General features: G+C 27.0%; 16 protein-coding genes. 1 reads left to right on the top strand and 15 read right to left on the bottom strand.

What is annotated here, in order from left to right:
- Nucleotides 1-100: 100 nt before the first annotated feature.
- The 9 genes from RDX53_RS03260 to RDX53_RS03220 form a co-directional block, all read right to left on the bottom strand.
- Nucleotides 101-715, bottom strand: a complete 615-nt coding sequence (locus RDX53_RS03260; protein WP_307993704.1) for a sugar O-acetyltransferase — start codon at nt 713-715, stop codon at nt 101-103.
- 371 nt (nt 716-1,086) lie between these two features.
- On the bottom strand, nt 1,087-1,611 hold the full coding sequence (locus tag RDX53_RS03255) for a peptidylprolyl isomerase (protein WP_195929660.1): 525 nt from the start codon (nt 1,609-1,611) through the stop codon (nt 1,087-1,089).
- A gap of 149 nt (nt 1,612-1,760) precedes the next feature.
- Complete coding sequence (locus RDX53_RS03250) at nt 1,761-2,519, bottom strand: patatin-like phospholipase family protein (protein WP_307993703.1); 759 nt, start codon at nt 2,517-2,519, stop codon at nt 1,761-1,763.
- 89 nt (nt 2,520-2,608) lie between these two features.
- A complete protein-coding gene (locus RDX53_RS03245; protein ID WP_195929658.1) occupies nt 2,609-4,852 on the bottom strand; it encodes an ATP-dependent helicase in 2,244 nt (747 codons plus the stop codon).
- A gap of 176 nt (nt 4,853-5,028) precedes the next feature.
- Nucleotides 5,029-6,495, bottom strand: a complete 1,467-nt coding sequence (locus tag RDX53_RS03240; protein WP_195929657.1) for a PH domain-containing protein — start codon at nt 6,493-6,495, stop codon at nt 5,029-5,031.
- Between the two features lie 502 nt (nt 6,496-6,997).
- Nucleotides 6,998-7,825: a hypothetical protein gene (locus RDX53_RS03235; protein ID WP_195929656.1), complete on the bottom strand. Its 828-nt coding sequence runs from the start codon at nt 7,823-7,825 to the stop codon at nt 6,998-7,000.
- Nucleotides 7,819-8,517: an ABC transporter ATP-binding protein gene (locus RDX53_RS03230; RefSeq protein WP_195929655.1), complete on the bottom strand. Its 699-nt coding sequence runs from the start codon at nt 8,515-8,517 to the stop codon at nt 7,819-7,821. The genes RDX53_RS03235 and RDX53_RS03230 overlap by 7 nt, the downstream gene beginning before the upstream one ends.
- On the bottom strand, nt 8,510-8,884 hold the full coding sequence (locus RDX53_RS03225; RefSeq protein WP_195929654.1) for a GntR family transcriptional regulator: 375 nt from the start codon (nt 8,882-8,884) through the stop codon (nt 8,510-8,512). The genes RDX53_RS03230 and RDX53_RS03225 overlap by 8 nt, the downstream gene beginning before the upstream one ends.
- Nucleotides 8,885-9,076: 192 nt before the next feature.
- On the bottom strand, nt 9,077-9,526 hold the full coding sequence (locus RDX53_RS03220) for a MerR family transcriptional regulator (RefSeq protein WP_195929653.1): 450 nt from the start codon (nt 9,524-9,526) through the stop codon (nt 9,077-9,079).
- 86 nt (nt 9,527-9,612) lie between these two features.
- Between RDX53_RS03220 and RDX53_RS03215 the strand changes: the two genes are divergently transcribed.
- Nucleotides 9,613-10,974, top strand: a complete 1,362-nt coding sequence (locus RDX53_RS03215; protein ID WP_195929652.1) for an MATE family efflux transporter — start codon at nt 9,613-9,615, stop codon at nt 10,972-10,974.
- Between the two features lie 85 nt (nt 10,975-11,059).
- On the opposite strand, the gene RDX53_RS03210 is transcribed toward RDX53_RS03215, so the two are convergent.
- From RDX53_RS03210 to RDX53_RS03185, 6 genes are all read right to left on the bottom strand, one after another.
- Nucleotides 11,060-11,479, bottom strand: coding sequence for a hypothetical protein (locus RDX53_RS03210; protein WP_195929651.1), 420 nt, complete (start codon nt 11,477-11,479; stop codon nt 11,060-11,062).
- Nucleotides 11,480-11,533: 54 nt separating this feature from the next.
- Nucleotides 11,534-11,968 (bottom strand): 2-oxo acid dehydrogenase subunit E2, encoded by a 435-nt coding sequence (locus RDX53_RS03205; protein ID WP_195929650.1) that lies wholly within the window; start codon nt 11,966-11,968, stop codon nt 11,534-11,536.
- Nucleotides 11,969-12,130: 162 nt separating this feature from the next.
- A complete protein-coding gene (locus tag RDX53_RS03200) occupies nt 12,131-12,946 on the bottom strand; it encodes an energy-coupling factor ABC transporter ATP-binding protein (protein WP_195929649.1) in 816 nt (271 codons plus the stop codon).
- Nucleotides 12,939-13,637 (bottom strand): cobalt ECF transporter T component CbiQ, encoded by a 699-nt coding sequence (cbiQ, locus tag RDX53_RS03195; RefSeq protein WP_307993702.1) that lies wholly within the window; start codon nt 13,635-13,637, stop codon nt 12,939-12,941. The genes RDX53_RS03200 and cbiQ overlap by 8 nt, the downstream gene beginning before the upstream one ends.
- 63 nt (nt 13,638-13,700) lie before the next feature.
- Nucleotides 13,701-14,021: an energy-coupling factor ABC transporter substrate-binding protein gene (locus tag RDX53_RS03190; protein WP_195929647.1), complete on the bottom strand. Its 321-nt coding sequence runs from the start codon at nt 14,019-14,021 to the stop codon at nt 13,701-13,703.
- Nucleotides 14,021-14,710: an energy-coupling factor ABC transporter permease gene (locus RDX53_RS03185; protein ID WP_330593223.1), complete on the bottom strand. Its 690-nt coding sequence runs from the start codon at nt 14,708-14,710 to the stop codon at nt 14,021-14,023. The genes RDX53_RS03190 and RDX53_RS03185 overlap by 1 nt, the downstream gene beginning before the upstream one ends.
- Between the last annotated feature and the right edge of the window lie 200 nt (nt 14,711-14,910).

The following is a 14,910-nucleotide window of genomic DNA, read 5'->3' as shown; positions in this document are numbered from 1 at the left end:
AATATATATAATAAAAAATCAGTATGGTATATGCCATACTGATTTTTTTATAATTTTTCTCTATTTTATTTAATAGTATTTTTTAATTTTATAAGTTAATTTATTCTATATCAATCTTCCAATTTTTATTATAGTATCTCTCGTCTTCTTCTGTAATTTCTCTATGTACTTTGCATGGATTTCCAAATGCAATTACATTTGGAGGTATATCCTTAGTTACTACACTTCCTGCTCCAATTATAGAATTATCTCCAATAGTTACACCTGGCATAACAACAGAATTTGCACCAATCCAAACTCTATTTCCAATTTTAACAGGTAAATTATATTGTACTCCTTTTTCTCTTAAATTCGGTGATACTGGATGTGTCGCTGAACATAAAATAACATTTGGAGCTATCATTACATTATCTCCTATTATAATTTCTCCATCATCTACAAGCATTAAATTATAATTAGAGTAAAAATGTTCCCCTATACTTACGTTTTTGCCTCCCCAACTTGCATAAAATGGAGTTTCTAAATAGCACTTGTCACCTATATTTTCAAACATCTTCTTTAAAAGTTTCTGTTTTTCATCTTGTTGGCTTGGTTTAAGGTGGTTGTAATCATATACCATATCTAAATATTTCATTTGCTCTTGCATTAAGCTCTCATCTTCACAACAATAAAGTTTCCCACTTTGCATTCTAGACTTTATTTCTTCCAAATTCATATATCTTTATATACTCCCTTCATTACTTTTATCTATTATTATATTTTTATAATAATCCCCATTTATTTAATTTATATAGTGAATTTCTATATATTTTTATTTGTAAATCTATTTATTATTATAGGATATAAAATATTCTAATATGGATTATTTTTTGAATTTTATTTATAAATGTGACAAAGCAAGAAAAGCTACCACGAATATATTCGCAATAGCTTTTCTTATATTTACAGTTTATATTTTGCCTTGTCACTCAGGTGTGTGTTATGTGTTTTGTGTTTTTGTGTTTTGTGTTTTTAAGACTCTTTAAAATATTTTAAATGAAGTTTGAAAAAATGTAAATAGTATTTTATTGTCAAAATTAATTATAATTACATTTTTTCAACTTCTGGATATTCAACTCCAAAAGTTTCTACTGTCATAGATTTTATTCTTTGGTCATCAAGTGGTTTATCCATTCTATTTACTCTAACTGATGCTATTTTATCAACAACATCTAAACCTTCTATTACTCTACCGAATGCAGCGTATTCTCCATCTAAGTGTGGAGCTCTTGCATGCATTATAAAGAATTGAGAACCTGCACTGTTTGGTTGCATAGTTCTAGCCATTGATAAAACACCTTTTTCATGTTTTAAGTTATTTGTGAATCCATTGCTTGCGAATTCTCCAGCTATAGAGTATCCTGGTCCACCCATTCCGTTTCCATTAGGGCAACCACCTTGTATCATAAATCCTTTTATAACTCTGTGGAATATTATTCCGTCATAGTATCCACTGTTTACTAAGCTTATAAAGTTGTTTACTGTATTAGGAGCTATATGTGGGTATAATTCAGCTACCATTTTATCTCCATTTTCCATTTCTATTGTAACTATAGGGTTTTTATTTTCCATATTGATTACTTCCTTTCATTTGTTCATTTTCATATCTTATTATATAACATTTTTTTGAAAAATAAATCTTAAATTTATCCATTCTAATTTATAATAATTTTTATTTTTTAAGTGTATATGAACAATTCCAATTTTTTCTATAATTAAGTTTATAATAAGTTCAAATCAAATTCTAAACCCATCTCATATCCCTCTTTATATAGTTTTGAACAAAACTCAGGTGAAAAGTTTAATAAATCTTTATTATCTATTTCTGCTTTCGGTGATATAATTATAACTTTATTTGAGTCTATTTTTTGCATTACTTTTTGTGGTAATTCAAAATTATGCCTTGTGGATATTATTAGGACTTTATCCACATTATCCTCAATTAATGGATCGATATATGTATTTCGTGCCATACCTCCATCTAAATTAAATCCATCAAATTTACCTTTTTCAATATACTGTTTAACTTCTTGAATCGAAAATAGCCCTTTTTCTTGATTATAAGGCAATGCACAGCTATATTTTATATAATTTACTCTATCTTTATGGTTAAGTTTTGATATATCTACAATAATTTCTTTACCAGATTTGTTTCTGACTTGAAGATAATTAATGTAAAAACTCGAATTTTCTCGAATTTTGTAGTCTTTTAGTTCGTATAATTTTTTTATATCTCTACTATTATCAATAATGTTATCAACAGAATTAAAACATTTTCCAGCATTATTTTCTCCACTTATCCACATTTTTTTCATTTTATCCACATTTCCTGTGTATAAGTAGTATCCATTGATTGCTCCAATTGATGTGCAGGCATATGAATCATATCTTTTAAGTCCCCTATTATATAGTGATTCCAACACTCCAGCCTGAAAGGCACCCTTTGCCCCTCCTCCTGGTAGACACACTCCTATTGTCATATTTATTCCCCCTATTCTACCTTATAAACTAAATATTTTTATGATAAAGTTTAAGGGATGTGTATTATATAAATACCATCCCTTAAATCTTATTCTTTAATTAAATCTATTGTAGTATATTCTTTATTTATTGTCTTAATTCCTTGATTATCAAACGCTATTGTAACATCTGGCCCTTTTAATGCTACTACTGTACCTGTTCCGAATTTTGGATGGTGTACTTTACTTCCTAATTTTATATTATCTATATCTGATACATCAGTTTTTTCTTTTATAGTTGCTTGTGCTTTTTTCGCTATTTCTGCTTTATTGACAGAGTTCATATACTTTTTAGTGTATTTATCAAGCATATTATAGCTAGCTTTTGAGTATGGTATTTCTTTTTGAACTCTATTTAATCTTTCTATACAGTCATCTGGTAATTCTTCAATAAATCTAGATGCAACAGAGTGATTAGTTCTTCCATATAGAGTTCTCTTTCCAGTCATAGTCATAAATAACTCTTCTTTTGCTCTTGTTATTCCAACATAACAAAGTCTTCTTTCTTCTTCTATTTGAGTATCTTGCATAGATGCAATCGCTCTTGCTATAGGGAATAGTTTTTCTTCCATACCTGTTAAAAATACAACCGGGAATTCAAGCCCTTTTGCTGAATGTATAGTCATTAATGATACTCTATCTGCATGTTCCTCTTCTTCATTTGGTTCAGAAGTTAAAGCAACATTTGTTAGGAAAGATTCTAAACTAACATCTTCGTTTTTGCTTTCAAATTCCATAGCTACAGATATAAATTCTTTTAAGTTTTCTATTCTATCCTGAGATTCTTCACTTTTGTCTTTTTCTAATTCATCTAAATATCCTGTTATATCCATAACTTTTTCTATCATTTTACTTGCTGGATATATTTCTTTAAGACTTCTAAATGTCGACATCATATCTACAAAATCATTTATACTAGCTTTTGCTTTTCTTGATATATCTGAGTTTCCATCGATATCTATTAGTACTGAATATAAACTTTCTTCCTTTAAGCTGGCTCTATCTTCTATTTTTTCTATAGTTCTAAGCCCTATTCCCCTTCTAGGAACGTTTATTATTCTTTTTAGAGATATATCATCTTGTGGATTTTGGATAACTCTTAAATAAGCTACCATATCCTTTATTTCTTTTCTTTCATAGAACTTTGTTCCACCGTAGATATTGTATGGAATTTGGCTTCTATTTAAGGCATCTTCCACTGGTCTTGCTTGTGCATTGGCTCTATATAAAACAGCAAAATCTTTATATTGTCTTTCTCCTGCTCTAACCATAGCTGAAATTGTATTAGCTACAAATTCTGCCTCATCGACTTCGCTTTCTGATAGTTGAATTTTTATTAATTCCCCTTCTTTCTTTTCACTCCAAAGTCTTTTTCTTTTTCTTTCTATGTTGTTTTTAATTAGATAATTTGCCGCATCAAGTATAATTTGAGTAGATCTATAGTTTTGTTCTAGTTTTATTACATGAACATCATCATAATCTCTTTCAAATTCAAGTATATTCCTTATATCGGCACCTCTCCACCCATATATACTTTGGTCATCATCCCCAACTACGCATATATTTTGGTGTCCTTGTGCAAGTAATCTAACAAGTTCATATTGTGCCCTACTTGTATCTTGATACTCATCTACCATTATATATCTAAATCTATTTCTATAGAAATCTAATACATCCTCATGTTCTCTAAAAAGTTCTACTGTCTTTGAGATTAAGTCATCAAAGTCAAGTGCACTATTTCTTTTTAGACGGTCTTGATATAGTGCGTACACATCTGCAATTTTTGATTTTGCAAAATCACCTTGATATTTCTCCTTAAATTGTTTTGGATTTATAAGTTTATCTTTCGCATTTGATATAACACTTATTATATATTTAGGATCCATAGCCTTTTCGCTATAATTTAATTCTCTTAGACAGTCTTTTACAAGAGTAACTTGGTCTGCACTATCGTATATAACGAAACTTCTATTGTATCCTATTTTATTTATAGATTTTCTAAGTATTCTAACACAACAAGAGTGGAAAGTTGTAATCCACATTGCACTAGTATCTTCATCTTTTAATGTTTCATCTACCCTTTCCCTCATCTCATTAGCTGCTTTATTTGTAAAAGTTATAGCTAAAATATTTTCAGCTTTTACCTTTTTTTCTTGCATTAAATATCCTATTCTAGTAGTTAAAACTCTAGTTTTTCCTGAACCTGCTCCAGCAAGGATTAATATCGGCCCTTCTGTTTGCTCAACAGCTTCCCTCTGTGCAGGGTTCAGCATTTTAATTGTTTCTAAAATCATTATTTGCCTCCGTTTCTAATAAATCTATTATTTAGAGTATAGACATATTTTAGACCATCTAATAAATAAATGAAAGATATTTAGTCCAAAAAATTTAGTTCAAAATAAAAAATATCCTTCAAACATCAATAAAACATGACTGTTTAAAGGATATATTTTTTTAATATATTTATTATCTATATTTTTTCACTTAACTTATCAAAAATTGACTCATTGTAATAATCAATTTTTCTGTCATTATCAAGTAAACCAGCAAGTATATGTATTGTTCCATGTTGTAACCCCAAAGTCTTACTTATAGGTCCTTGTAAAATTTTTATGTATTGTATTTTTTTATATTTAATTATATTTATACTTTTTGAAAATTTACCAGAAACAATTGATACAAAATCATCATCTAGAAAAATCCCTGCTGTTTTATATTTCATAATATAAAACACTAATAAAAATACTACTAATATTAAATTTCCAATCAATATTACTTGCATATTTGTAAATAAATTTAATTCGTAGATTACAAATACTATTAAATCTACAATACCCATTATTATAAGTGATTTTATAAGGCTTATTAGTAAGGTTTTCTTTGATTGTTTTTCAAAGTTAAAATCTATCTTTAAATTAAACTCTGGCAACAATAAATTAAATCGTTCTACCAACATATCCTTACTTTCAAATAGAATTATTTGTGATACTTCATCTTCATCATTCCCTACACCAACCACACTTATATCTACTTTATACTTGTTGAAAATTCTAGATAAAATAGTTTGATTTATATTTATCGCATTTATTCTATCAACTGGTATAGAATATTCCGATTTTGTGAAAAGCCCATAGTTTAAGTAAATTTTATCATTCTTTCTAAGAGATTTAAAATTATAGTATTTAATATAATCACCAAATAAATTTTTAAATATAGAACCGAAATTTGCTATTATTATGATACTTTGTATTATAATACTTTTTAGTGTATGATCCTCTTGATTTATTCCATATATAAATACTCCAATAAAAACTGCTATATTGATTAGCAATTCAATTATTCCAATATTGTAAAAACAGTGTTTTAAGATATCTCCATTTGAATAATTTATATCGTAATCTATATATTCATCATAATCCTCAACTTCATAATACATATTTTCTAAACTTTCTTGACTATCTTCATTTCCTTTTGATTTGTTTATAGACTGCATTATGCGCTTCTTAAATTCATTTGCTATATCTTTTTTGAGTACAATTTCTATATCAGTTTCATCTGCTGTAGAACGGCTATCAGTATCTATTTTTACTTTACATGTAGATATAATTCTTTCAAATATATTTTGTTCTATATTTATATTTGCAATATTTTTTATTCCAAAAGTATTTATCTTTTTATTTATAGTATTTCTTTCTAATACAATAGTACCATCTTGTATACTTATATATGTTTTTCTCCATACTAAGAAATTATAAATTGCATCTAATATTAATATTGCTGTACCTATCAAAAGTATGATATTCCCTTGAAATTTTCCTGTTTCTAATATATCAACTACATCATCTATATTTGATATAAAGATTATTATAAAAAATGATAAAACCCCTGCGACTTTTTCTAAAATAATACTTGGATGGCATCTAAATTTACTCTCCATAATTTCAACACCTTCCTATAAATTACTTCCCGATTTTGAACTTTTATTTATATCTTCTAATTTTTTACTTTTTTGACTTATAGATATTTCATTAATTTTATTTTTTAATGATTCTGCTATAAAATCTGCCTTATCATCTTCTAAAAAAGATATATTTATATCTCCTCCAGCTGTAGTTACTTTCGTATCTAACCTTTGGAGACACTAGCAAATATATTAAATCCAAAATAATTAAACCTAGTATTATATACTGAATTATCATAGGTATAATACCTTTAAAAAACCACCCTATAACAGCTAAAATTGTACTAGCTATTATAAACTGAATAAGCGTTCCTAAAAACATACATTTTATAGCTTTTTTGTTCAGCCTTTCATATTCCAAAATTTCCACCTTCTTTTTTATAAATACATGTTATAAATCCGATAACAATTCATAATTATTATCGGATTTTATCTCTTTTTAAAATATTAATTCTATATATTTCAACTCAATCAATTTTTATTCTAAATTAAGTTTTTTCTCTAATAAAGTAGTTGTTCCAAAGAATAATGCTAATGCAATTACAACATTTAATATCAATATCCCAATTTCATAACTTCCAACAGATAATATCGTTCCAAAAAGTTTATCTACATTTAAAAATAATATATCTAAATTCACAATTGCTTCAACTCTTGAACTAGTCATAAAATAATCAAAAATACCTCCGATAGCAGACTGTATTATAGTTAATACAATCATAGCTACTAAACCTGATAATACTTTATGTTTTGATAGCTTTGGTAGATGACATATTGTTATTGCTAAATATATTGTTAATATAAATACTGAATAATTTACTATATAACTTAAAATATAAAATAAAATTCCGCCTGCATTTTTTGAAAGAATAGAGCCCATATTTTTTAAACCATAACCAATATCTATAACATCACTCATTTTATATCCAACCATAACTGAAACTAAAGCTATACAAATCATTCCAACAATTGATGTTAAAATAATAAATAATAATGATGTTAAGAATTTAGATAGTACTAAAGTTTTTTGACTTACCGGTAGCGTAAACATCAAATACCCTTCATCTTCTAAAAGCCCCTTATTAAATCTTTGAACTATAAGAAGTATAGTTAATACAATTGCAGCTATAAATAATGCCAATCCTGCAAATATACCTACTATATATAGTACTGAAAAGTTATGTTCATAGTTATCAAAATTTATAAATAATGCTGCTATAAGTGAAAATATCAATCCCATTATATAAAATGGAAAAAATATTCTCCCGCAAGATTTAATTTCATATTGCATCAATTTTCCTAACATCTAAATTCCTCCCTAAATAAAGCATCTATAGATTTTTGTTTTTCTGCTCTAATTTCATCTACATTACCCTGTAGAGCAATTTCTCCATATGATAAAAATATAACTTCATCACATATATTTTCTATTTCACTTATTAAATGTGTTGCAATCAGTAAAGTTGAATTTTCATCGAAATTTTTAAGTATTGTATCTAATATAAAACTTCTTGCGGCTGGATCAACTCCTCCAATTGGTTCATCTAATATATATAAATCAGCTTTTCTAGCCATAACTAATATTAATTGAACTTTTTCTTTTGTCCCTTTTGATAGAGTTTTTAATCTTCTATTTTCATCTATGTCTAAAGTTCTTAACATTTGAAGAGCTTTAACCTCATCAAAATCTTTATAAAAATCTTTAAAGAAATCAATTATATCTTTTACCTTCATCCAATCATTAAGGTAAGTTCTTTCTGGTAAGTATGAAACTATTTTTTTAGTTTCTATACCTGGTTTCATACCATTTATAAGAACTTCTCCTTCAGTTGTTGTAAGTAAACCATTTATTATTTTTATCATAGTTGTTTTTCCACTTCCATTTGGTCCTAAAAGCCCAACTATTTTTCCTTTAGGAATTTTTATATCAATTCCTTTTAATGCATCTGTTTTACCATATTTCTTGTAAACATTTTTAAACTCTACTATATTATTCATTATTATCCTCCCTCAAGATTTCTCCTACTAAATTTAGAATTTCCTCATTCGTATAACCCAAATTAATTAAAGTATCCAATGTTTTTTTTACATTATCTTTAACTAAATTTTTTCTTTCTTTTTCTATTAATTCTTTATTATCTGTTACAAATCTTCCACTAGTTCGTTTTGAATATACAAATCCTTCTCTCTCTAGCTCAGCTAATGCCTTTTGCATTGTATTTGGATTTACCATAGCATCTGCTGCTAAACTTCTAACAGAATCTAACTTTGAATCTAATTCAATTTCCCCTGAAATTATCTTCATTCTTAGTTGCTCAACTAGTTGTATATAAACAGGTCTATTATTATCTATCTGCCATTTCATATTAACACCTCCTCATCATTGTATTAATACTTTAATACAATGATATTATTATTTTTTTTATTTGTCAAGTATTACATCATGTAGCTTTTTATTTGTAAATTTTCTATAAAATCCTTAATTACTAACATTTTAAAAGGTAGGTATGTTATGTCTAACATCCTACCTCTATTTATACTTTATCTAAAAAATATATTATTTTATTTGAATAGAAACTTTTATTATATAGTCATTCATCTCTTGTACTGATACTAAATCTAGTAATACCTCTTCATATGAATAACCTATAATCTCTAAATTATGCTGTTTTATAAGTTTCATTTTATTAGACATTATTTCTTGTTTTCGTCTAAGTAATTTAATTTCATTTTCGATTTCATTAGTTTTATATTCAAAAAGTTCGACTACACTATTTGGATTTCTTTTATCCATAAATGATTTGATTTCTTTTAATGGAACACCTAAATCTCTAAGTGTATAGATCATATCAAAAATTTCTAATTGATAAATAGAATAATACCTATATCCATTTTCCTTAACTATTTCAGGTTTAAAAAGTCCTATTTCGTCATAGTGAAAAAGAGTCTTCTTATTAACATTGCATAATTTTGCAAACTCACCAGTTGAAAAGTAATTATCTTTCAAATTTCAATCCTCCTATTGACTATCCTGTAACAGAATACTTTAGTATATACTATATAAAAACTTAATACTTTTTTCAAGGAGGTTATATGAACAATACATTACAAAACAAAATAACACTTACATCTTTAGTTAAATATACTTTGCCAACAGTAATAATGATGATATGTTTTTCTCTATATACAATTATAGATGGTATGTTTATTTCTAGGTTTGTAGGTGCTAGTGCCTTATCTGCAGTTAATATAGTATATCCTGTTATATATTTAGTTTTAGGCGTTGGAACTATGTTTGCAACGGGAGGAAGTGCTATAGTAGCAAAAAAACTTGGTGAAAACAAAATCGATGAGGCAAGAGAAAATTTCACATTAATCACTATTAGTGCATTAATAATCGGTATCGTTATCGAAGTTATAACGATTATTTTTATGAAACAAATAATTTATATTCTTGGTTCAACTGATGCATTATATTTTTATTGTAAGGAATACTTACTTTTCATGATATTATTTACACCATTTATAATATTAAAATTCTTTTTTGATTATTTCCTTGTTACAGCAGGGGCTGCACAACTTGGATTATTCAGTAGTTTATTAGGTGGTATAGTAAATATAATTTTAGACTATATATTTATAGTTAAATTAAATATGGGTATAAGAGGAGCTGCTATTGCAACTTGTATTGGATATGCAATTCCTTCATTTATAGGAGTTTTCTATTTCTTAAATAAAAACCATACTCTACATTGTGTTAAACCAAAATTGACATTTGATATAATAGCTAACTGTTGTTCCAACGGTTACTCAGAAATGATTACACAAATATCAAACTGTATTACAACATTTGTATATAATATAGTTTTAATTAAATTATTAGGTGAAGATGGTGTCGCATCAATAACTATAATTTTATATATACAATTATTGTTAAACTCAGCTTATATGGGATTCACTTCTGGTGTGCAACCTAGAATAAGTTTTAATTATGGAAGTAGAAATGAAAATCAGTTAAAGAATATTATAAAGTATAGTTTAGTTATAATTTCTGTATTCGCAGTATTTACATTTGTTTTATCTAGACAAAATGCTGATATTCTTATAACTATATTTACACCAAAAGAAAGCTCTTTATTCGGTATTACAAAAAATGCTTTTATGATATTCTCATTTGGTTTTTTATCTAATGGTATAAATATATTTGCATCTGGAATGTTTACTGCATTTTCTAATGGGAAAGTGTCTGCTATTATATCATCACTTAGAACATTTATATTATTTATAGTTGGAATGATTATATTCCCTAACTTCTTCGGAGTAAATGGAGTATGGATGGTAGTTCCTTTTGCAGAAATAGTTACTTTACTTATATCTTTAATTTATATTTATAAATACAGAAAAGAATATATGTATGATAATATGTTTGCTAAAAAAGAATTAGAGGCCGCATAACCTTAAAGTAAAAAGAAGATGTTGCTTTTATCTGTTTTTGAATAAGTAATTTCCTTCTTCCTTTATCATGGACAAAAACTATATTTTATTTAATTGATAAGCGTTTAAGCTTTTTTAAGAGTTTTTTCAAATGATACTTTTTAATCTTATTTTTGTAAATTACTTTGATTCCAAAATCATTTTCACATTTTAATATAAATGAGGATATATTATTCATATTTGCGTATATTACAATTTTCAAAAGTTGTCTTGGGGTTGCTGAATTTCCTCGAATACGAGAATAAGTCTGATATAATTTTTCTAAATTCATCTCCTCTATAATTTGACTTAACAACCTCACAGAATCATCTTTTGGTATTAAAGAATCAATATTTAATAATGATTTTAATTGATAATTATTTTTTGAAATAGTATAATCTACTTGTATAGTATTGTGTTTGGCCATACAATTATTATACAAAAAATTCCAAGATCTTTTGAACTTGGGATTTATTTTTTTTAACAAAAAGGGCATCGCTCTATTTCTTAGTATGACACCCCCTTTTACTTTAAATTTTCATTACAATTCGCCTATTATATCTGGATTTTCAAATATGCTATCTAGTTTTTTTATAAATGGTATAACCTCTCCAAAATCTAATGCTCTGTGATCAAATGCAATACATATTGGAAGTATTTTTCTAATTCCAATAGTTTTTTCTCCTTGTTCATTTGTATATACTCCCGGCTTTTCTTGAATTGCAACAAATCCAATCACACAAACCTGTGGTGGAATAATATCTAACATTGAAATTGTTCCCCTTTGTTCTCTATATGTTGAACCAATATTAGATATAGTTATTGTCATCATTTTTCCACTTGGTAAAATCCAAGGCATATTTACATTTATATTTTCTATAGTTCTTATTTCACCTTCTTTTGTATCTTTATTATAAGATATATGTGCATTTAATTTTGGAGCATATTTTAGTCCTTCTGAAAATACCTTTATCATTATTATATACATTATTAAAGTTATACAAAGTATAGCTTATCTAGAAAAGTATAAAAAAAATCCCCAGAGATTTTTGGAGTAATCCTGGGGTACCTATTATAGGTTAAGGGTTATTTTATTTTCAAACTATTTTGTCATAAAATAGGTTGAGGGCGTTCTCATTTATACAGTCTTCTGTGCTTGTTTATTCCAAAAGCTGTATAGGTCTTCTTCTTTTGGAAATAGAGGTAATCCCATATTTTTGTGAAGTTTTACAAGCCAAGGTAACTCAAGTCCTGCTTCGTTTATTTTTTCTTCATTTACGAAAACTTCAGCTCTTGTACCTTCATTTATTAAAACTCCTTGATTCAGTACATATACATAGTCACATATTTCATAAATTAAATTCATATCATGACTTGATATTATGATTTTTACACCTCTATCATTAAGACCTTTTATTATATCTACAATAGCTCTAGTACTTATTGGATCCAAACCTGCTGTAGGTTCATCTAATAATACTAATTTATTTTCCATAGCTACTACGGATGCTATTGCAACTCTTTTCTTTTGACCAAAGCTCAAATTATGAACTGGTCTATCTATAAATTGTAAACCATTGACTGCTTCTAAAGCAGTATGGATTCTATCTTTTATTGTTTTTTCATCCATACCTATATTTCTAAGTGCAAAAGCTATATCATCATAAACCATTGAGTAAAATATCTGCTTTTCAGGATCTTGAAATACTATTCCAACTTCCTTTCTTAGATTATATAAGCTTTTCTTATCATACTTTATTTGTTCTCCATTATAGAGTATTTCTCCTTCTGTAGATTTTAATATCCCCATAAGGTTATTAAATAAAGTTGATTTGCCAGAACCATTAGATCCAATGATTCCGATAATGTCACCTTTATTAAAGTCCATACTTACATTGTCGAGTGCTTTTCTTGTTTTATCATATTGATATGTTAAATTATTTATTTTAAACATCTTTACTATCCCCTACTATATGGAATGTACCATCAAATAATTTCATATCTAAGGCTATACTCATTTCATCATATCTTATCATCATTCGCTTGAATAACATATTTACTAAAAGCCCAAATGAATGGTATCCATTTTTTAAATTTATATATCCAAAGCGAAGTTCTTGGGAAGTTCTTATATCTAATACTTCCTCCATAAATATAAATATGAATCTATACATAAGCATTGATATCTCTAAAACTACATCTGGCAAGTGTAATTTTTTGAATATAAATATAAGTTGATTAAAAGGTGTTGTCAACATTATAAAATATATGCATGTTAAACAAGACAATGCCCTGAAAAACAAATGTATAGATGTGTCTATAGATGTATTAGAAACACCTATATATAAATTTCCCACTTTTATATAATGAAGTAAAATCGATTTATCAGTTGAAAAGTTTATTAAAATCATAATTATACTTATTAATAAAAATGCAAATGGTATTTTTATTAAATGTATATAGTCTTTTACCTCTATTTTGGCAATTCCAACTATTGTAATACTCATACCTAATATTATCAATACTGATAATATGTTGTAAGGACTAATTAATGATATTATTAAAAATAACATACCTACACTAAATTTTATATTAGGGTTAACCTTAAATAATTTATTCTTATAAGCATAATCATCTATTATCATTAATTTATCTTCTTTCTAAATTTATTTGAATTCACTAATACCTTAAACTAAATGTATTATAAATTATTTTTCTTCCCTCATTTTATGTTTAGTTCTAGTAGCTCCTATGTAGTAACCAACTATACCAGCACCTAGTGCTGCTTGAGATGCGAATAGTAAACTTTCGATTTCTCCACTAGCTGGTTCAAAGAAACTGCTAAACCATGGTTGATAATCTGGATTTATTTCTGTGATAGCTGCTTCAGCTTCACCATCTGCTCCACCAAATTCTGCATCACTTTGTATTACTTGAGGCACTACTATTATAGCTAATACTAATAGTAATAGTATTATATTTAATTTTGTACTATTACCTTTTTTTGATTTTGTTTCATGAGTTGTCATTATGCTAGTACCTCCTTATCTTCATTTTCAGTTATAAAGTTATAGATTATAGTTGTTAATAACCCTTCTGCTATTGCTATTGGAATTTGAGTTATAAAGAATATTCCTAAGAATTTAATAGCAGATACTGCAAATCCACCAACTGGATCAGGGAATGCTAACCCTAATTGTAATGAAGTTAAAGTATATGTAGCTAAATCTCCTATTGATGCTGCTAAAAATACTGCAACATTTTTATTGATTTTATCTTTGCATAATTTCCAAATTAAATATGATATGATTGGCCCAAATATCGCCATTGAAAATGCATTTGCGCCTAAAGTTGTTATTCCCCCATGAGCTAATAATAACGCTTGGAATAATAACACTATTGTTCCTAATACAACTGTTACGCTAGGTCCAAATAATATTGATGCTAGTCCTACCCCTGTTGGATGTGAGCAACTTCCTGTTACAGAAGGTATTTTTAATGCTGAAAGCACAAATACAAATGCACCACATAAAGCTAGCAATAATTTTTTCTTTGGATGTTCTTTTACTACTTTTGTTATATTTTTTAAACCTACAACAAAGAATGGTATAAATAGTACATACCAAATTACTGCCCATTTTACTGGTAAGAATCCTTCCATAATATGCATAGCGCCTGAAACTGTCGGAGCTAATACTAGCATAAATGCTGCTAACATACACCATTTCACATTAGTCTTTTGTAATCTCATTTACCTACCCCTTAAAAATAATATATTTGAAAATGTTGTGTATTAAGAACTGATAATATCTTATTTATGATAATAAATTTTGTCTATAACTCCCATTATTTAAATAATAATTCTAAAAATAAAAAACCTAACTACTCTGAGTTAGGCAATATCCTTAAATAAGTTTA

Source organism: uncultured Intestinibacter sp. (assembly GCF_902468165.1).
Lineage (GTDB): Bacteria > Bacillota > Clostridia > Peptostreptococcales > Peptostreptococcaceae > Intestinibacter.
The sequence above is the reverse complement of the archived record's forward strand: the minus strand, read 5'-3'. Positions and strand labels throughout refer to the sequence as shown.

Excerpts from the sequence above, each read along its gene's own strand:
- RDX53_RS03260 (WP_307993704.1), bottom strand. The coding sequence starts at position 715 with ATGAATTTGGAAGAAATAAAGTCTAGAATGCAAAGTGGGAAACTTTAT.
- RDX53_RS03255 (WP_195929660.1), bottom strand. The coding sequence starts at position 1,611 with ATGGAAAATAAAAACCCTATAGTTACAATAGAAATGGAAAATGGAGAT.
- RDX53_RS03250 (WP_307993703.1), bottom strand. The coding sequence starts at position 2,519 with ATGACAATAGGAGTGTGTCTACCAGGAGGAGGGGCAAAGGGTGCCTTT.
- RDX53_RS03245 (WP_195929658.1), bottom strand. The coding sequence starts at position 4,852 with ATGATTTTAGAAACAATTAAAATGCTGAACCCTGCACAGAGGGAAGCT.
- RDX53_RS03240 (WP_195929657.1), bottom strand. The coding sequence starts at position 6,495 with ATGGAGAGTAAATTTAGATGCCATCCAAGTATTATTTTAGAAAAAGTC.
- RDX53_RS03235 (WP_195929656.1), bottom strand. The coding sequence starts at position 7,825 with ATGTTAGGAAAATTGATGCAATATGAAATTAAATCTTGCGGGAGAATA.
- RDX53_RS03230 (WP_195929655.1), bottom strand. The coding sequence starts at position 8,517 with ATGAATAATATAGTAGAGTTTAAAAATGTTTACAAGAAATATGGTAAA.
- RDX53_RS03225 (WP_195929654.1), bottom strand. The coding sequence starts at position 8,884 with ATGAAATGGCAGATAGATAATAATAGACCTGTTTATATACAACTAGTT.
- RDX53_RS03215 (WP_195929652.1), top strand. The coding sequence starts at position 9,613 with ATGAACAATACATTACAAAACAAAATAACACTTACATCTTTAGTTAAA.
- RDX53_RS03205 (WP_195929650.1), bottom strand. The coding sequence starts at position 11,968 with ATGATAAAGGTATTTTCAGAAGGACTAAAATATGCTCCAAAATTAAAT.
- RDX53_RS03200 (WP_195929649.1), bottom strand. The coding sequence starts at position 12,946 with ATGTTTAAAATAAATAATTTAACATATCAATATGATAAAACAAGAAAA.
- cbiQ (WP_307993702.1), bottom strand. The coding sequence starts at position 13,637 with ATGATAATAGATGATTATGCTTATAAGAATAAATTATTTAAGGTTAAC.
- RDX53_RS03190 (WP_195929647.1), bottom strand. The coding sequence starts at position 14,021 with ATGACAACTCATGAAACAAAATCAAAAAAAGGTAATAGTACAAAATTA.
- RDX53_RS03185 (WP_330593223.1), bottom strand. The coding sequence starts at position 14,710 with ATGTTAGCAGCATTTATGCTAGTATTAGCTCCGACAGTTTCAGGCGCT.